This window comes from Marinobacter metalliresistant (assembly GCF_038098645.1).
Taxonomy (GTDB): domain Bacteria; phylum Pseudomonadota; class Gammaproteobacteria; order Pseudomonadales; family Oleiphilaceae; genus Marinobacter; species Marinobacter metalliresistant.
On record NZ_CP101118.1, the window covers coordinates 767548 to 785323 of the forward strand.

At 53.1% G+C, this 17776-nt stretch carries 16 protein-coding genes; 12 read left to right on the forward strand and 4 right to left on the reverse strand.

The window, feature by feature from the left end:
- The first annotated feature begins 31 nt into the window (after positions 1-31).
- The 5 genes from NLK58_RS03585 (at position 32) to NLK58_RS03605 (ending at position 5905) form a co-directional block, all read left to right on the forward strand.
- Positions 32-1039 carry a methyltransferase domain-containing protein gene (locus tag NLK58_RS03585; protein WP_341582069.1) on the forward strand — a complete coding sequence of 336 codons (1008 nt, stop codon included), beginning with the start codon at positions 32-34 and terminating at the stop codon, positions 1037-1039.
- 40 nt (positions 1040-1079) lie between these two features.
- Complete coding sequence (locus NLK58_RS03590) at positions 1080-2702, forward strand: hypothetical protein (RefSeq protein ID WP_341582070.1); 1623 nt, start codon at positions 1080-1082, stop codon at positions 2700-2702.
- 88 nt (positions 2703-2790) lie between these two features.
- Positions 2791-4050: a glycosyltransferase family 4 protein gene (locus NLK58_RS03595; RefSeq protein WP_341582071.1), complete on the forward strand. Its 1260-nt coding sequence runs from the start codon at positions 2791-2793 to the stop codon at positions 4048-4050.
- Complete coding sequence (locus NLK58_RS03600; protein ID WP_303286369.1) at positions 4050-4949, forward strand: hypothetical protein; 900 nt, start codon at positions 4050-4052, stop codon at positions 4947-4949. The genes NLK58_RS03595 and NLK58_RS03600 overlap by 1 nt, the downstream gene beginning before the upstream one ends.
- A 29-nt stretch (positions 4950-4978) precedes the next feature.
- Positions 4979-5905: a glycosyltransferase gene (locus NLK58_RS03605; RefSeq protein ID WP_341582072.1), complete on the forward strand. Its 927-nt coding sequence runs from the start codon at positions 4979-4981 to the stop codon at positions 5903-5905.
- Between the two features lie 121 nt (positions 5906-6026).
- Here the strand turns inward: NLK58_RS03605 and NLK58_RS03610 are convergent, their stop codons facing one another.
- The 4 genes from NLK58_RS03610 to NLK58_RS03625 form a co-directional block, all read right to left on the reverse strand.
- Positions 6027-6980: a UDP-glucuronic acid decarboxylase family protein gene (locus tag NLK58_RS03610; RefSeq protein ID WP_341582073.1), complete on the reverse strand. Its 954-nt coding sequence runs from the start codon at positions 6978-6980 to the stop codon at positions 6027-6029.
- An 87-nt stretch (positions 6981-7067) separates the two neighbouring features.
- Positions 7068-8063, reverse strand: a complete 996-nt coding sequence (locus NLK58_RS03615) for a Gfo/Idh/MocA family oxidoreductase (RefSeq protein ID WP_341582074.1) — start codon at positions 8061-8063, stop codon at positions 7068-7070.
- A gap of 38 nt (positions 8064-8101) precedes the next feature.
- Entirely contained in the window at positions 8102-9139 is a 1038-nt protein-coding gene (locus tag NLK58_RS03620; protein WP_162893675.1) for a methyltransferase domain-containing protein, read from the reverse strand.
- A gap of 2 nt (positions 9140-9141) precedes the next feature.
- On the reverse strand, positions 9142-10221 hold the full coding sequence (locus NLK58_RS03625) for a Gfo/Idh/MocA family oxidoreductase (RefSeq protein ID WP_341582075.1): 1080 nt from the start codon (positions 10219-10221) through the stop codon (positions 9142-9144).
- 153 nt (positions 10222-10374) lie between these two features.
- On the opposite strand from NLK58_RS03625, the gene NLK58_RS03630 reads away from it, so the two are divergent.
- The 7 genes from NLK58_RS03630 (at position 10375) to NLK58_RS03660 (ending at position 17752) form a co-directional block, all read left to right on the forward strand.
- Positions 10375-11379 (forward strand): Gfo/Idh/MocA family oxidoreductase, encoded by a 1005-nt coding sequence (locus NLK58_RS03630; RefSeq protein ID WP_341582076.1) that lies wholly within the window; start codon positions 10375-10377, stop codon positions 11377-11379.
- Positions 11380-11409: 30 nt separating this feature from the next.
- Positions 11410-12315, forward strand: a complete 906-nt coding sequence (locus NLK58_RS03635; protein WP_341582077.1) for a hypothetical protein — start codon at positions 11410-11412, stop codon at positions 12313-12315.
- 53 nt (positions 12316-12368) lie between these two features.
- Positions 12369-13493 carry a glycosyltransferase family 1 protein gene (locus NLK58_RS03640; RefSeq protein WP_341582078.1) on the forward strand — a complete coding sequence of 375 codons (1125 nt, stop codon included), beginning with the start codon at positions 12369-12371 and terminating at the stop codon, positions 13491-13493.
- Entirely contained in the window at positions 13486-14397 is a 912-nt protein-coding gene (locus NLK58_RS03645; RefSeq protein ID WP_341582079.1) for a hypothetical protein, read from the forward strand. The genes NLK58_RS03640 and NLK58_RS03645 overlap by 8 nt, the downstream gene beginning before the upstream one ends.
- Positions 14398-14469: 72 nt before the next feature.
- Positions 14470-15492 (forward strand): glycosyltransferase family 2 protein, encoded by a 1023-nt coding sequence (locus NLK58_RS03650; RefSeq protein ID WP_341582080.1) that lies wholly within the window; start codon positions 14470-14472, stop codon positions 15490-15492.
- Between the two features lie 84 nt (positions 15493-15576).
- Positions 15577-16221, forward strand: a complete 645-nt coding sequence (locus NLK58_RS03655) for a polysaccharide deacetylase family protein (RefSeq protein WP_341582081.1) — start codon at positions 15577-15579, stop codon at positions 16219-16221.
- A 184-nt stretch (positions 16222-16405) separates the two neighbouring features.
- Positions 16406-17752 carry a hypothetical protein gene (locus tag NLK58_RS03660; RefSeq protein ID WP_341582082.1) on the forward strand — a complete coding sequence of 449 codons (1347 nt, stop codon included), beginning with the start codon at positions 16406-16408 and terminating at the stop codon, positions 17750-17752.
- Positions 17753-17776 lie beyond the last annotated feature (24 nt).

The window sequence follows — 17776 nt, forward strand, 5'->3', positions numbered from 1 at the left end:
CCACGATTCGACGAGATAGGGAATATCCGGCATGTCTGATACAGCCACGATGATCTGGCGTTGCCCCACTTGCCACGGCTCGCTGGGCGTAATTGACACGAATCTGCGTTGCGAGTCCTGCCAGGCGCACTACCCTGTCATTGACGGCATTCCCGATCTGCGCGTGGCGCTGGATTGCTGGATTGATCTGGACGAGGACCGCAAGAGAGCCCGGGAGGCGGCTGACCGGGTCGAACGTGACGGGCTCGAGGCCACCATCCACCATATTTTTCGCTCCAGCCGCGGCATGGATGAACGAAAAGCCGGTTACCGTACTCGCCAGGTACTCGCCGGTGTTGGAAAATGTCAATCCCAATGCTCGGACTGGTTACGGCCCGCCCTTGAAGCCGATGGCGTTATCCTGGAAATCGGATGTGGCCCCGGTCAAATGATGGCCGCGGCAGCCAGCCTGGGGCATGAGATAACAGGGATTGATGTTTCCATGGAATGGCTGGTGATCGCCCGGCATCTGGCTGAGCACTACGGCGGCAGCCCCAAACTGGCCGCCGGTTTTGCAGAACGATTGCCGCTGGCCGACAATTCGGTCGCTGCCATTGTTTCGCTGGATGTCATCGAACATGTTGGTGATCAGGATGCGTATGTGAGCGATCTCAGGCGCGTGCTGAAGCCGGGCGGATTTTTCGCGCTGTCGACCCCGAATCGTTTCAGTCTCTCACCTGAGCCGCATGTGAATGTCTGGGGGGTTGGCTATTTGCCCCGGCCGCTACAGGCCCGTTACGTGAAACTTGTCAGGAACCAGCCCTATACATTTACCCGTCTGCTGAGTGTCTGGGAAACGAAAAGGCTGTTTTCCGGGGCAAGGGGTTTCGACGCCAGAGTCGTGTTTCCGGCTATTCCGGAGCATGAGCTTTCGGGCTTCACCAGCTCCAGGAAAAGACTGGCGCTTATCTACAATTGGTTGGTTGGGATACCACTGACGAAACTGTTCCTGCCGTTTTTCGGTGCCTATTACCGTGTATGGGGCAACATCAAAAATTGAAAGACACCCTGACTGCCAGTCAATCAAGGACGACACCAGAATGACACCACGACTGCGACGGCATTACTCAAATCCATTTCTCGCGAATCGCCCATGGCAGCCTGCCATCGCGCAATGGATAGACCATCCCGCAGCTGTTCCGCTGGCCATTCTGGCCCTTGCGGTTTTTTACCTTGTCACGTTGGTGAAAGGGCAGAACTGGAGCGGCGATTTCAGCCTCTATATTCTTCACGCCCAAAACCTGGTGGAGGGCAGGCATTATCTTGATACCGGTTACCTGTTGAATCCGGTTTCAAAATTCGTCGGACCCTATGGTTACCCCCCTGTTTTCCCATTTCTACTTGCTCCGGTATATGCCTTTTTCGGTCTCGATCTGGAGGCGCTGAAATGGGTTGGCATTCTCTCCTTCGGCTTGTCGTTATGGCTGGCGGCCAAGATATTTGAGATCCGCCTTGGGCGACGCTTTGTTTTTTTCCTTGTGCTTGTTGTCGGCCTCAATCCCTACATATGGGATTTCACCAACCTTATCCGCGCTGATTTCACCTTCATGGTGTTCTGTTATCTCTCGCTGTTCCTGATGCTGCTTTTCCTCGCCGGCGACCAGGGCAAGCTTCAGACTCCCGGCAGACAAATAACAGCAGGCCTCCTGATTGGTCTCTCCATGTACCTGGCCTACGGCGCCCGTGAGATCGGCATTGTCCTGCCACTGACACTGCTGACCTACGATATTGTATGCCGGCGACGGATCTCGTTGCTGAGCATCGTCGCCCTGGGGATTTTCGCTCTGTTTGCCTGGTTGCAGAGCCTCTGGTTTTCAGCCTCGTTTATCCCAGAGTATTTCGAGGAGAACCTGAAACACCTGACAGACCAGCAATCCTCACCCGCCAAACTGAATCACCTGAGCTTTGTGGATCTTGATCCACGAAATATCCTGGACCGGATTATCGGTTATCGGTGGGCCTTACAGGGGTTCTGGCCCCCCTCCTCCAGCGCCTTCATCAACACATTGAATGGGCTGCTGTTCAATCTGTTCAGCCTGCTCGCTATGGGTGGCTATATTCTGGCGCTGCTCCGCAGGATAACCGTCGTGGAAATCTTCCTTGCCGGGTATATCGCGGTGCTGCTGCTTTTCGGCGCGCCTCCGACCATGCGTTACCTGATCCCCATATTCCCTTTTTTCCTGTATTACGGATTTCTCTTTTGCCAGGAGATGATTTTTCCTCTCCTGCCGAGGCTGAAATACCTCCTGGCTGGCGGGTATGCGCTGCTTCTGGCGATTATCAGTGTACCGGTCATGACCACCATGGAATATCCGCAGCTGGAACGCGGCGTTACTCATTCCGATGCACAAGCCATGTTCCGGTTTATCAGGGAAGAAACCGCGCCGGAAGATACCATCGTCTTTATCAAACCCAGGATTATGGCATTGATGACTGGCCGCAACAGCGCAACCTGGCCATCGAGGAGGTACAGCACTCCCGAGCTCATGAACCACTTCTTCGACGCGGTGAGAGCCGATTACTACGTTGATATGAACCTCGCTGCGTGGATGCTCCCACTTACCGATTCGGAGCGCCCAAGCAACTGTTTCAGATCGGTTTTCAAAAACGACTACTTCGTTGTTTACCGTTACGGTAAACGATTCTGCCCGGAGCTGGAGTGACTGATCCATTTGCAATGCACACCTGCCCGGTGGGAAGCGGAATCAACCGGCCCCAACCATCCAACGTTCACCAGATACGGGGGTAATTGTGCGGCTCTGCATGGTGACCACCTTCTACCCGCCGTACAACTTTGGCGGGGACGGCATATTCGTCCGGGAACTGGCTCTCTCACTGGCCAGGCTTGGGCACTACGTCCGCGTTATCCATTGCGAGGACGCTTACCGGCTCGGTGCGAACCCAGGCGATCCGGGGCTCCCCCAGCGATACGACGATCAGGGGGTCGACGTATGCCGGCTGAAAAGCTCCATGGGCCCACTATCTCCGTTGCTGACCCAGCAACTCGGGCACCCCGCCCTGAAAACCCGCGCCCTTGCGGAGCTGCTCGAGGACGATTTTGATGTTATCAATTATCACAACATTTCGCTGATTGGCGGGCCTGCCATACTCTCTCTGGGTAACGCCCTGGTAAAGCTCTACACCCTGCATGAACACTGGCTGGTGTGCGCTACCCATATCTTCTGGAAAAACGGCGCCCGGCGCTGTGACTCCCGTCAGTGCCTGCAATGTTGTTTACGTTCTGGCATACCGCCCCAGATCTGGCGATACACCGGCCTGACCAAGCGTCATCTCGAAAAAATTGATTGTCTGATTGCGCCCAGTCAATTCACTGCAGACCAGCACCAGCAACTCTATCCCGGCGTTCCGATTCGCATTATCCCCCTTTACTCACGCCTGGAACCATCACAGGAAATAATTAGCACATGGAGTGATCAGGGACCTCCCCGCTTTGTCTACAGCGGTCGCATCACCGCATCCAAGGGCGTGGAATCCTTGCTTGAAACATTCACGGCACTGGAGGATTACCAGCTGATACTGGCCGGTGAAGGTGATGCCCTGTCGCGATTAAAGGAGCGTTTCGCCCAGTACCCAAATATCCATTTTGCCGGCAGGCTTGATGAAACGGCCCTGATCCAGCTTTACAGCAATGCCACGGCACTGCTGTTTCCATCGCTTGCGCCCGAGACATTCGGCTTGACGGCGGTTGAGGCCATGGCCTGTGGCACTCCGGCAATTGTCAGGGATGCCGGTGGCTGCGCGGAAATCATCGAAACAACCGGAGCCGGGTTTGTTTATCGACAGGACAATGAGCTTCCTGCCTTGCTACACCGGATCGTCCGCGAGCCCGGTTTGCGTCAGCAATTGTCAGAGCTGGCACAGAGCGCAAGCAGGAAACTCTACACCCGTCAGCGGTATCTGGATGATTATCTGGCCGTGATTGACGAACTGCGGAGAAGCCGCCCGACAGCAGGCGAGCAACCTTCCAGGACACTTCAGAGCCATAACTGATGAGAGACCAGCCCGCTGCACCCGAACCACGGCTCATGATTGCCATCGCCGCCAGTACACAGGGCGATCATGCCGGCCTTCGTGAAAGCCTGGCGAGCGCCGGATTGCTGAATCAGCCCGATATCAGGGTATGTGTTGCACAGGTGGACGAGCCGGCTATGGATAGCCCGGACGACAATCTGTCGCTATTCAGATTTTCCAGCCACACGCCTTTTTTTGAACAGTATGCGACTATTATCCGGCAGACCCGAAGCCGCTATATCGCTCTGTTGGACGCTTCCTGCCCTCCCACGGAAGGGTGGCTTCGTGCAGTGCGTCAGAGGATGCGGGACGAGACACCGGTGTTTTATGGTCCGGTCAACAGTGGCTGGCCTGGCAAGGATTTCCGCAACATCGGTTATCTGATAGAATACGCCCAATTCCGGGAGCCCCTCGATCCAACATTACCGGAATATCCGGGTAATAATATTGCGTTTCAGCGTAAGTTGCTCCAAGACGTCCCCCTCGTAGGCTCGGGTTTCCAGAAAACCTTTTTCGTGCGTCAGGTGCGGGATAAACTGGGCATCACACCCTTTGCATGCAACGACATGTCCGTAACCTATCGAAAGCAGTTTTCATGGGGTTATTACCTGCGCAGGCGCTACTGCCATGGACGCCTGTATGGCGCAAGCCATGCCGAAATACTGGGTTATCGCCGCCTCCTCTACGCGGTTGGAATACTCATACTCCCCTTACTTCGATATAGTCGTATACTGCGAGCGTCAAGGCGGGCGCCCGTGCTGACGGGTAATGTACTGCGCTTTTCCGTTCCCATTCTGGTTTCCGAGTGCGCCTGGTCCGTGGGAGAGTGTGCCGGTTATATGGCTGGGGCCCCGGACGATGGGGTGTTTCTCGATTAGAGTTAACAAGGAGGAATTTTACATTGCATATGCAAAACGAAAATGACAGGGCCGTTACCTATTCCGTCGTCATCGGTCGGGTCAGCACTGAAGATGACGAACGAATACTGGAAACTCTTGAGTCTCTTGACAATCAGGATGAAGATCCATCACGGGAAGTGTTGCTTGCTGATCGAATCAGCGATCATGTTTCACAGCGGATTCGCAGCGAGTATCCGGACGTCAAGATCATCGAATGTCCACCAACAACGGACCTTCCCACCATGCGCACGTTGGCAACGAAGCAGGCAGCGGGAGATTTCGTGCTGGTGACCGAAGATCACTGCGTGCCGCCCCGGGACTGGCTAAAGCAGTTTGCCCGGGCATTTGCCGAACACCCCGAGGCTTCCGCCATTGGCGGCAGTGTGGTTAATGGCGTAACGGATACAGCTCTCGACTGGGCCACCTTCCTGTGCGAATACGCGCCCATGTCTCCCCCGATTGAGAGCGGCCCCACCCCAAATCTTGCTGGCATGAATGTCGCCTACCGGCGCGAGATTTTCGAGGAGGTGGACGAGCAGATACTGACATCGGGATTCTGGGAAACCACCCTGCACCCCTTGTTGCACAGGCAGGGGCACGTGCTTGTCGCCGACGACAACGTGCGTATTTTTCACTGCAAGAAATTCAGTCTTGGCCTGTTCTTGAGGCAGCGGTTTGTCTATTCAAGATACTACGCGGGGATACGCTTCGCCACCGGGCAGAAAGCGAAGCGTCTGATATACGCAATGGCATCGGTCGCCCTGCCGCCGCTGTTAACGCTCCGATTTTTCCAGAACGCGCGCCATAAGGTCAGTGTCCGCTCTCACCTGGCTGAGGCCGCACCTTATTTAATGTTGTTTTATCTTGTCTGGGGTGCTGGGGAAGCCTGGGGCTACCTGTTTGGGCCACGGGACGCACTACAGGAAATAGAATAGCGGCGCGGGACACTGTTTTTCGGATTCGGATTGACGCCGTCCCGCGGCTGTTCACACAGGCGCGCCAGATACCCTTTACGTGATAATTCCAAAAGGTTAGCGGGCATACCTCCCCGTCACATTAGAGGTCAGGGTTCTCGGCCAAAAGCTCTTCGAAATAGACTATTGTTTTTGTCAGCCCTTCTTTTAATTCAATCGTTGGTTGCCAATCCAGTTCGGTTCTGGCCTTCGTTATATCCGGACAGCGCTGCTTGGGGTCGTCCTGGGGTAGCGGCAGATAGTTGATGCGTGATCTTGAGCCGGTAAGATCAATGACATGTTCTGCCAACTGTTTGATCGTAAACTCATTCGGATTGCCCAGATTGGTCGGGCCAATAATGTCATCCGGTGTACGCATCATCCTGACAAAGCCATCAATCAAATCATCGCAGTAACAGAATGATCGCGTCTGACTGCCGTCACCGTAGATGGTGATAGCTTCATTCTTCAGAGCCTGCATAATAAAATTTGAAACAACGCGCCCGTCGTGAGGATGCATACGGGGGCCGTAAGTATTGAAGATACGAACGATCTTAATGCTCAGCTGATGCTCTTTCCGGTAATCCATGAATAGCGTTTCAGCGCAGCGCTTGCCTTCGTCATAGCATGAACGTGGACCTATAGGGTTAACATTGCCCCAATAGTCTTCCGTTTGCGGATGAACCGTGGGGTCGCCATAGACTTCGCTTGTGGACGCTTGCAATATTCGGGCGCCAATGCGTTTGGCCAGGCCAAGCATATTGGTACTGCCATTGACATTAACCTTGGTGGTCTGGGTTGGGTCCCTTTGGTAATGAACCGGACTGGCGGGGCAGGCCAGGTTATAGATTTGATCGGCCTCCAGGTAGAGGGGAAAACAGATGTCATGACGGATAACCTCAAAATAGGGGTTATCCAGCAAATGAAGAATATTGCGCTTTTGCCCGGTGAAGAAGTTATCAACGCACAAAACCTCATTGCCTTCGGCCAGAAGGCGCTCACAAAGATGACTACCGAGAAATCCTGCTCCACCGGTTACTATGATCCTGTTTTTCATGTTACCTGCCCACTTGTTTAAATCCCGTTAGCACCTTTATTGCTACAGTGTCGGGCCTGGCCCGCTTTTAGCCCGGGCGGTCCAGAGTTACAACACTGTTACAACACTACGGTCCCTGTCGCTCTCATAGACAGCATTTGGTATTGCAATACTGCGAAGTCCGTCTTGCGCTGTCGCGATAGCACCCGCCGGCCCACCGTTCGCCAGGCTGACAAAATCGTGAAACTCCTCAACAAAGGTCTGCACAACGGTCGATTGCCAGCCCTTGAATTTTTCCCGGAAAATGGCGGGTATATAGAAGTTTCTCTTCTTATGGGCCTGCCCCCCTGGTTTGTCCATCGTAATGATGGTCGAGCTCATCGGGGCGTAATAAGCGCGAGCCATGCCGAGATCGCCGTAGGCTTCAACACAGAAGTGATAGCCTTTCCATTCGGTCCAGCTACTGTGGAGACTTCCCATGATGCCGGACTGAGTACGAAGGTGGACAAAGGCATTGTCCTCGGTGCGGTCAAGTTGCCAGGTTTTGGTGCTGATCATGCCCGAGACATCGCTTACCCTGTCGTCCATCAGATAACAGATCAGGTCCAGGGTATGGATGCCGTTATCCATGAGCGTGCCACCACCCATCTTATCCTTGTCGTACATCCATTCCGATTTGAATTCGGACAGGCCGGTATGCCCGGCGTAACCTTTGACATAACGTAACGTGCCCAAAGCCCCGCTCTGGATGGCAGCTTTCACTTCCTTGATGGCCGCGAAATAGCGATGGTTAAAACCGACAGTCAACAGTTTTCCGCAGCGCTTGGCTGTTTCAACCATCTGCTCACAGTCCGCAAGCGAGCTGGCCATCGGTTTTTCCACGATTACGTGTTTACCGTTTTCCAGTGCGGTCAGCGCAAGATCTTTGTGAAAGTGGGTGGGTGTAGAAATGATGATCGCATCGCAAGCATCTGACTTCAGGAGCTGTTCTGCGTCTTTGAACACACTGACATGACCAGGCAGCTTGGCCAGGGCCGCTGAATCAAGGTCGAAGGCGGCTGTCAGTTCACATTCAGTGGACACCTCAAGGGCCTGTTTACGCACCTCGCCAATACCGCCAAGCCCTATAAGTCCAAAGCGCATCATGCCTGATCAACTCCCTTTGATTCCATTGAATATGGTGACTTGCCCAGTATCATCTCAAATGCTGGCCCGACCCAGATCAGCAATTGGCGCAATACGGGCAGGCGTGCAACTAACATATAGGTCTTAATCAGAAGTCTGTCGATTGCCGGATAATGCCCTTCCTCATCCAGAGCCACCATCCTTGGAGATAGCATTTGGGCGTGCAATCCACTTTGTCTAGCATAGCGGATGATGCGCCCTGGTGAAATCAAATTGATAAAGCGCAGTGAGTCGACGCCTCGCAGACGCTTTACCAGTCGGCTACGCAGTTTTCCGGGAAAGTAACCGACGGCCCAGAGCCTGGTGCTCGGATGGGGGCCAAGGCAGAATTTATTGCTGCCGGCAAGCCATAACTTGCCGCCTGTCTTGAGAAGCCGTCCCAGTGCCACCAGGGTGTTGTCCACCGAGTACACATTTTCCAACAGATCGGTTGCGGTGATTTTTGAAAAATACCCGTCGGGAAACGGGGGCGCCTCAATGTCCGCACACACCAAAGTCGCGGTTATCCCCTGCTCCTTCAATCGCTGCTGGCAGATGACAAGCCAGCGTAACGCGATATCCACCCCGTAGATGTGGGAGCAATGCTCCGCAGCCGCAATAAGAGCGCCTCCGGTACCACACCCTGCATCCAGGAAAACATCGCCAGAGGACACGCCCAAGCGAGCCAGACTTTGTTGCGCCTGCCTGGGGCCATTGAGGTGATAGGCTTTATAGCGGGTTGCCAGGGCTGGAGGAACATCGTCGGTGATCTCATAGTAATAATCCAGCATGGCAGAAAAATTCTGCTCAGCTTCCGTCACCAGGCGTTTCGCTTTTGCCCGCTCCTGCTGCAGGCTGAGGTAAGGATCAGACCTGATGCGAAAATCCGCGATGCCGAAAATAACCGGGTACTCCCTGTTACAGCGTGAGCATTGATAGTGATCCGTTTGCGCTGACAGCTTTGTTCGGCATTGCGGGCAGACAAAAAAATTTTCACCTCCAGTATTTAAGCGCACGCTCAGCTCCAATGCTCGGCAAACGGGACAGGCTTGCCCTGATCGTTGGAGGTGTAGGCCGCCAGCATCAGTGCCAGTGTCTTGATGTTGTCCTGTGCGCTACAGGCGGGGACCCTGCCATTGTCTATCGCATCAATAAAGTTTTTCAGGAGCTTGCTGGTGGCATTGGCAAAAATATCGAGCGGGTCACTGGCAATCTTCGTGGCTTTCTCGGCGTGATACTCAAGGGCTCTGCCGCCCAAGGAAATATCAAAACCTACGTAGGGCTTGCGATCACCGCCGCGAATGCCGGCGGTAAACTGCACGTTGCCGCCAAACTCTGTTTCGATGGTGGCCTTGCTGCCGTCAAGTCTCAAGTCAAGATAACGGTGCCTGCCCCGGGTAAGTCGGTCCAGTGTGATCTGCGCACTGCGGCCACCGGAAAAGTCGAGTTGGATCAGGTTCAGATAATCCGGCCCGTTCGGGTCAGAGGGTTTTGGCATTCTGGCACAGATTTGCAGTGGCTCCTCGCCAAAAAAGTAGCGGCACAGATCCAGCACATGGATGCCGAATTCCTTGCAGGTGCGCTGGGGATCGTTTCCGCGCCAGCCTGCCTCCGTTTTCTCGTTAACGTAGAAGCTTTGTTGCGCGTTTACAAAGAGCAGGTCGCCAAAATCGGGGCTGCCAATCTTTCCTTTCGCGGCCTCATAGATATTCATAAAACGAAACTCATTGTTGACTACGATCCAGCGTTGCTGTTTTTCAGCCAGAGCGATCAACTGATGCGCTTCATCCAATGTCGTGGTAAAAGGTTTTTCGCAAAAGATATGGCAGCCGTACTTCAGCCCCTGCCCTGCCAGCTCATAATGGAACCGGGTGGGGCTGGCAATGGCGAGGATATCCGGCTTTGTTTGCTCCAGCAGGGTGCTGACATCTTCGTACAACGGAAACGGAAATGCACCCTTGCCTGCCGCAGGCGTTATTGCCGGATCATGGCCACCAACAAGCTCCAGGTTGGCAAGTTTGCTGTACGCGGGCAAGTGAATAGTTTTTGCAGCCGCCCCTAACCCCACCAGGGCGATTTTTTTTCGGTTTGAAGTCATGATTGCTACTCATGAGAGTTAACGGCATTAAACCACCACAGTCTGCCACAAAACTGTACGACATGTTTTTTGGCCGCTACATTGAAAGGGTTTGGGGTTTTCCCTGTGAGGAGCTGGCATCAGGCTGGGTGGCGCTATAGTGAGCAACTAAGTATGCATGAAAGAGAGCAACTGACGGTCGCGATTGTGGGCGCTGGGCTCATGGGCAATTGGCATGCGCATGCGGCCAGAAAAAACGGCGCAACGATAACGGCCATTGTTGATCCTGACCTGGATGCAGCGAAGGTGCTTGCCGCCCGGTATGGCGGCCGAGCCTTCGCTGACTTTGAACAAGCACTTGAACATTCCCGGTTCGATACAGTGCATCTCTGCACACCACTGAATACCCATGTGTTACTTGCAAAACAAGCGCTGACGGCCAGGAAACACCTGATCATGGAAAAGCCCGTGGCGCCTACACGCAATGAAGTTACTGAGCTGCTGGATTTGGCAGCAGGCCAGAACCTTTTGTTATGTCCGGTTCATCAGTTTGCTTTTCAGCACGGTATCGTGTCAGTAAAAAATGAACTGGCTCGCCGAAGCAGTGGCCCTTTGGCGGTGACATTTGATTTTGCTTCAGCCGGAGGCGTGGGACGCCAGGCGCATGAATTGAACCGGATACTGATCGAGATTCTGCCTCATCCCTTGTCTGTTTTGTCGGAGGTCTGGCCTGAGGCTCCGCTGGAGAAGGAATCCTGGTGTGTCGATAACCCGAGGGCCGGGGAACTCTTTGCGTATTGTCACCACCAGGGGTTTCCCGTATCAATCAAGCTAAGTCTGAATGCCCGGCCCACACAGTGTAAAATGACGGTTTATCATGAGCAGGGAGCCCTGCATGTCAACCTGTTTCATGGTTTCGCGGTTTTTGAATCGCCTGCCGTTTCCCGGTTCCGTAAAATCATTTCGCCATTTTCCCTTTCCTTGAAGACACTTTTTGCGGCAACCGGCAATCTGTTAAGACGTTCTCTCAACCGGGAACCCGCCTACCCTGGCTTGAGGTCACTCATCGCGCAGTGTTATCAATCGATAAAAACGTCAACACACGGGCCGATCACTCGCGATGATTGTATTGCCGTCGCTACAATATCCGAGTTGGTCGAGCACAAACTCTCGCCTTAAATCATTATCTGAAGCTGGCCGTCAAATAATATGAGCTCATTCACGACCACTCACTTACGTTTCTCTATCGTCGTTATTGAACTTGTGGGCGGCGAAGCGTTGGCGACCTGTCTTTCGGCATTGCAGAAATTTGATGTTGAAATCATCGTCGTATTGAAAGATGCCTGCCCTCAATTGCAAGCCCGGTTTGATCACGTGCGCTTTGAAATACAAAACGAACCCGTGCCGCTGCGGCGAAAAAGCGGCGTCGCTCTCGCCAGCGGTGATGTGGTGGCCCTTATTGAAGACACGACACTTCCCGGTGACAACTTGCTCAATGGCCTGGTGAGCGCATTCGGGGATGACAACACCCTCGCAGCATCCGGCCCGGTGTTGATTGGGAACCATCTGCCAAGCCGTTATCAAGCCCTGGCATGCACAGAATACGGACGATACCATCCAAGCGTATTATTTAATCACTCTCATCAGCAATCCAGGAAAGTGGAAAGATTGCCAGGGAATTTCATCTGTTATCGTCGAGAGGCACTGGCCTCGATATTGAACGAACACAGTGAGGGCCTGGTCGAAGGGGTGATAAACCAACGGCTGTTGTCAAAAGGCGGCTCACTGGTCATGGAGCCCATGCTGGCCAATACCTATAATGCTGAAGACCCGTGGAGCGGGCGCCTTGCCACCCGCTTCCATCATGGCTGGATCTATGCCGGTGGGCAGGCAGAACAGAAAAACCTGTTTGCGTGTGCAGTGCAGTTGTTCAAGTCACTGTTATTGCCCGCAGTGTTGTCTTTCCGGGCAATTCGCTGTATGTCTGGAATGAATGGGATCAGGCACCCACTGAAAGTCCGCCTGTGGATCTGCCTGCTGGAAACCTTCTGGTCAGCTGGCGAAGCAGTGGGTTCGGTGTCTGGCGCACCCAAAAACATGGAGCATTGGCGTTGATGCGAATCGGGATAGATGCAACCTGCTGGTGGAATCAACGCGGCTTCGGGCGAATGGCGCGAGAACTGTTGTCGGCTATGTTTGCGCTTGATTCCGAGCACAGATTCTATCTTTTTATTGACCAGGCGCCGACCGAATCAATGAACTTACCCAATATCGAAATCGTGCAGGTATTTCCCGAAAGACCGGCGACAGATGCCGCTGTTGCCAACTCCAGCCGTTCGATTGGAGATATGGTGCAGCTGTATAAGGCGGTATCGAATGCTCCGCTTGATTTGATGTTTTTCCCGGCGGTTTACTCATGGTTCCCTGTCCCGCTGAAGCTACCCACGGTGGTGACACTGCACGATGCCATTGCCGAGCACTTCCCGGAAATGATTTTTCCTGACTGGAAAGGCCGGCTTTTCTGGACACTAAAGGTGAAGCTGGCCTTGTGGCAATGCCAGCGGGTGATGACCGTTTCCCATGCAGCAAAAGCCGAGATCGAACAGTACCTGGGAGTGAGAAGTGAGTCGATTGATGTCATCAGCGAAGCGCCCAATAAACTGTTTCGTCAAATAGACAATCCGACCGCGTGCCAGGACCTGCGTCGCCGAATTGGCCTTCCCCTGAACGGCGAGTTGATTGTGTATGTCGGCGGGCTGGCACCACATAAAAATTTGCAAGGCTTCCTGGAGGGCTTTGCGTTGGCCAGAGAAAGCCAGCAACTTGAGAATGTGCACGTTGTGCTGGTGGGTGACTACAACGGTGCCGGTTTTCATTCCAACTATGGCGAATTGCAACAACTGGCGAATGACAGGCGCTTAAAAGGCCGGGTTCATTTTACCGGCTTTATCTCTGACGAGGACCTGGTTATTTTATATAACGATGCCATGGCCGTGGCAATGCCCTCTTTTTCGGAAGGATTTGGTTTGCCTGCCGTCGAAGCGATGGCCTGCGGGACACCGATCCTGTCCAGCAACAAGGGCGCGCTGCCTGAAGTGGTCGGTGATGCGGGGCTATTTTTTGACCCCTACGACATCACATCCATCAGTCGGGCGATAAAGGACATGTCAACTGAACACGACCTGAGACATAGACTGTCAAACGTTGCCGTTTCAAGAGCCGGGACATTCACCTGGGAGCGGGCAGCGGAGCTCGCCTTGCGGCACCTGGAAGGGGCGGCTCTGCGTGGTTGAGGATACGGACCGTAAGTTGTCGAAAAGAAGATACGATTTGACGGTCATCGTCGCTGAAGAAATGGCCTTGGCCAACCTTCGGGAGATTTTCAGGCACTTACAGCCAGAGAAACACGCCTGCGTTGAATTTCTGATCTGTAGTGGCAGTGACGACTCCTTGCTTGACGCCGTGCCGGACAGCCAGAATGTCCGCATTATTCACGCCCAGTCCGATAGCAGGATACCACTACTATGGCGCGATGGCATTCGTGCGGCCCGGGCAGACAAGGTCGCACTGACCACCGCCCATTGCATCCCCTCGCAAGACTGGATCAAACAGTTACTAGCCTGCCCACTGGAAGGGGGTCAGGTCGCCGTTGGTGGCGCAATTGAAAATATCGAAAACGATACCGTGATCGGGCGGATGATTTACCTGTTACGATATGTACGCTACACCAGATCGAGACCAAGCGGCCGTGCGGACGACCTGGCCGCCGACAATGCACTTTACCGCAAAGCCGATATACTGGCCCATGAAGACTTGTTGAAAGCCGGTTTTTGGGAGCCATCGTTTCATCAACGATTTCTGGCCGAAGGCAAGTCGATGGCATTTGATAACAACCTGGTTGTTGTCCACAGGAATTGTTACAGCGCGAAACAGTTTATACAGCAGCGTTATAGCCACGGCGTCGAGTTTGGCATGGCGAGGGCGAAAACCATGAGTACCCCAAAACGGCTAACAATGATTGCCCTGTCTCCTTTAATTCCGCTGGTGTTTACCCGGAAAATAATAGCCGCCGCTCGACGTGATAAACAGTTTAACCTGGGTTTGAATCGCGACATGTTCTGGCTGCTGGTGTTTGTACTGGCCTGGTCAATGGGTGAAACCGTCGGCTACGTTAAGAGACAGGCGAGTCAATCGTGATCAGTCTCCGTTAGGTTTCTTACAAAAGATAAAAATGGACGGATGGGAATTTTTATTATAGGAGTCTGAAGCATGGATGGTCAGAAACAATCATCAGAAGACAAAAAACCGCTGTCAATCAGTGTCATTATGCCGGTCTATAATGGTATCGGGTTTATCCGGCAGAGTTTGCCGCCGCTGGTGGCAATGAAGGAACGCGGCGAAGTGCTTGAGGTGATTGTCGTGGATGATACCTCCAGTGATGATACACCTCATGTGGCCCGCAGCCTGGGGGCACAGGTAATGCCCTCCGGAGGTCGTCTTGGGCCGGGCGCTGCCCGCAATGTGGCCGCCAGGGAGGCAAAAGGTGATATCCTGTGGTTTATCGACGCCGATGTCGTTGTTCATGACGACGCCGCCAGGGTGATGCTTGCGGGTTTTGACGAACCTGGTGTGGTGGGTGTCTTCGGCTCTTATGACGACAAGCCGCCGGCACAGAATTTTCTTTCCCAGTACAAGAATCTGGTTCACCACTACTATCACCAGCGCGCCAGAAAAGAAGCGTCTACGTTCTGGTCAGGGTGTGGCGCGATTCGAAAAGAGGCCTTTCTCAGACAGGGGGGCTTTGACGTTGAAATGTTCAAGAGACCTTCGATTGAAGATATCGAGCTGGGGTATCGGCTGCTCGAATCAGAAGGAACGCTTCTGCTATTGACCAACCTTCAATGCACGCACCTTAAGGAATGGCGCCTCATCAACCTTATTCATACCGAAGTGTTCTGCCGGGCAATTCCGTGGGCCAGATTAATGCTAAGCCGGGGCGGCCTGGATAACGATTTAAATGTAGGTGTTAACGAGCGGATAAAAGCGGTTTTGGCCGGTTTTCTGGTTCTGACTACCCTCTTTGCGCTTGGGGGCCTGCTATCCTGGCTCTACCCTGTATTGGTTGTGACCGTGGTCGTTTATGCCAACTGGGATATCTTGCAATTATTCTATCAGCGCAAGGGGCTCTGGTTTGCACTGAAAGGCCTGTTATTTCACCAGGTTTATTATCTCTATAGTGCGTCTGCATTTGTTTGGGCACTGACCGGAACCAAACTGGGAATACTGAAATAAACTTGCATGAAAGCCATCCTTACCTTTCACAGCATTGATGACCGGGGCTCAGTACTTAGCTTCCCCCCTGCCAGGTTCGCCAGGATGATCACGGAAATCCTGGATAGTGACGTTAAGATCTGTACCCTGGATCAATTACTCAGCCCGACTATCGATAACGCCCTTGCCATTACCTTTGATGATGGCATGCGTTCCGTCTATAGCAACGCCCTGCCCGTATTAAAAGATACGAACATACCATCGCATCTTTACCTGACAACGGGCCATGTTGGTGGCAAGAATAACTGGCCTACTCAGCCCGCCGGCGCGCCAGCCTTTGAAATGATGAACTGGGAAGAGATCGAAGCCTGTGTCGAGGCCGGCATGCAGATCGAAAACCATACCGTATCGCATCCCAATTTATGCCAGCTTGACCATCAGCAAATTGAAGACGAGTGTGAAACCGCCGACCTGAGTATCGAAAAGCAATTTGGCCGCCGGCCCAGGCATTTTGCCTACCCCTACGGACTATACGATGCACGGGTTGCCGGGATTGTCGGCCCGAAATACCAGACCTGTGTGACGACGGCGTTACTGCCGTTAGGGCGGAAGCTCAGAGCCGCCGAGCTACCCCGGTTAGACAGCTACTATCTGCAAAATCGGCGGAACTACCGTCGCTTTTTTTCTCCCACAGCGAACAGTTATTTACTCCTGCGTCACGGGCTGCGTGTTTTTCGGAGTATGATTTAGGAAGAACCTGGGGGCCAAAGCCGCAAGGCCCGTGGTTTTGCTACAGGCCTACGTAAATTTGTGTTAAACAGTATCTAAATGCGTAACGTCTCGTCGTGTCGAGGTTATTCCATGCCGCTTGTCTCAAAACTCAACGCTGAGGCACCATACACTTTCCGAAATCGCCAATACAGTGAGACTGAAGATGACCCCGACTGAAAAGAACACTCTCCTGTCGTTTTGTGCCGCCGCGACTTTTGCAGTGGGCAGCTCGCTGGTATGGGCCACACCCGCCATCACGGGCATACAATCCCCAGCCATCACCGAACTAACCCAGGGTTCAACCATTACGATTACCGGCTCGGGATTTGGCTCAAAACCGCAGGCTGCACCAATCCTATACGACACTGTTGACGCCGCCTACGAAAATGGCGTTCTCAATCCCAGGCACAGTCAGCTTAGCAATGGCGACCTAATCCTGGGCACCAATGAAAACCCCGATTCTATCTGGGCAGGGCCATCAAATACTGCTTTCGGCTCTTCCCGCGTGCAAGTTACCTCTGATCGGCCTACCCGACACGCCAATTCCTCTGAACATTACTACTTCAAAGGTTTTAACGGCTTTGTGGGTAAGCCGGTCGCTTACGGCGGAAAATCGGGATTCGACACACCTGTCGACGAACCACAACTGTACGTTAGCTGGTGGTACAAACCTAAGTACTCTCCCAGCCGATATTGGCGAATAGATCCTTTTAACCAGACAGGTGACTTTATTCCCGATGAGCAACTTTCAATCAATGGAATTTCCGCTGAGTTTATCGGCATTGATGACCAAGGAATGATTAACCTCGCGTTCAAAGAGGACGTAAGCTCCAACAATTTAAAAGGCCAGTTGGTAAAAGGCCTTCAATCCAATGCCACCACTGTTTTCCCTGAAGTCTTTAAAGGCGGCGGAGATTTCGGATATTTGACTCCTGGCTCACAAAAATACATACGAGTCTGGGAAGACCCTAACGGCAAAGAAGGCATTCGGTTTTCATGGACACAAATGCATCAAACCATCGGAGAGGTCGTAAATTGGGAAAGCCGCACGCTAAATGATGACGAATGGAACCATATGGAACTGCTAATGGATACCGAGGCTGGCCTGATACAGATATTTGTGAACAGTGAGCAGGTGACCCGTTTTAACTTTAGCCAAACACTGGATGCCCAAGGCAAATGGAGCCCTACTGTTGCTCTGCTCGGATTAAACGGGAAAATCGGTCAATTACAGGTTAACGAGTTCGATGACATTTACATTGACAACAGCTTTCAGAGGGTCATTCTCGCCAACAGTAAGAAACTTTCTGACGTGACTCAGTATGAACTGCAGTTACCCGTCAAATGGCAAAGCAACACGGTGGAATTCAAACTGCAAATGGGAGCGCTAGACCTCAAAGACGATCTCTATCTTTTTGTATCTGATACAGAAGGCTCCTTTCCCACAGATGGCTATCCGTTGTGCTTTGATTGCGCACCGCCCAGCGAAATTGAATTAAGGGTCGACTAGGGTAGCTTAAATTATTGAAGCTCA

Coding starts and splice junctions, on each gene's coding strand:
- NLK58_RS03610 (WP_341582073.1), bottom strand. CDS start 6,980: ATGAAAAACAGGATCATAGTAACCGGTGGAGCAGGATTTCTCGGTAGT.
- NLK58_RS03635 (WP_341582077.1), top strand. CDS start 11,410: ATGAGCTCATTCACGACCACTCACTTACGTTTCTCTATCGTCGTTATT.
- NLK58_RS03660 (WP_341582082.1), top strand. CDS start 16,406: ATGACCCCGACTGAAAAGAACACTCTCCTGTCGTTTTGTGCCGCCGCG.
- NLK58_RS03585 (WP_341582069.1), top strand. CDS start 32: ATGTCTGATACAGCCACGATGATCTGGCGTTGCCCCACTTGCCACGGC.
- NLK58_RS03625 (WP_341582075.1), bottom strand. CDS start 10,221: ATGACTTCAAACCGAAAAAAAATCGCCCTGGTGGGGTTAGGGGCGGCT.
- NLK58_RS03630 (WP_341582076.1), top strand. CDS start 10,375: ATGCATGAAAGAGAGCAACTGACGGTCGCGATTGTGGGCGCTGGGCTC.
- NLK58_RS03605 (WP_341582072.1), top strand. CDS start 4,979: ATGCAAAACGAAAATGACAGGGCCGTTACCTATTCCGTCGTCATCGGT.
- NLK58_RS03590 (WP_341582070.1), top strand. CDS start 1,080: ATGACACCACGACTGCGACGGCATTACTCAAATCCATTTCTCGCGAAT.
- NLK58_RS03655 (WP_341582081.1), top strand. CDS start 15,577: ATGATCACGGAAATCCTGGATAGTGACGTTAAGATCTGTACCCTGGAT.
- NLK58_RS03640 (WP_341582078.1), top strand. CDS start 12,369: ATGGCGCGAGAACTGTTGTCGGCTATGTTTGCGCTTGATTCCGAGCAC.
- NLK58_RS03650 (WP_341582080.1), top strand. CDS start 14,470: ATGGATGGTCAGAAACAATCATCAGAAGACAAAAAACCGCTGTCAATC.
- NLK58_RS03600 (WP_303286369.1), top strand. CDS start 4,050: ATGAGAGACCAGCCCGCTGCACCCGAACCACGGCTCATGATTGCCATC.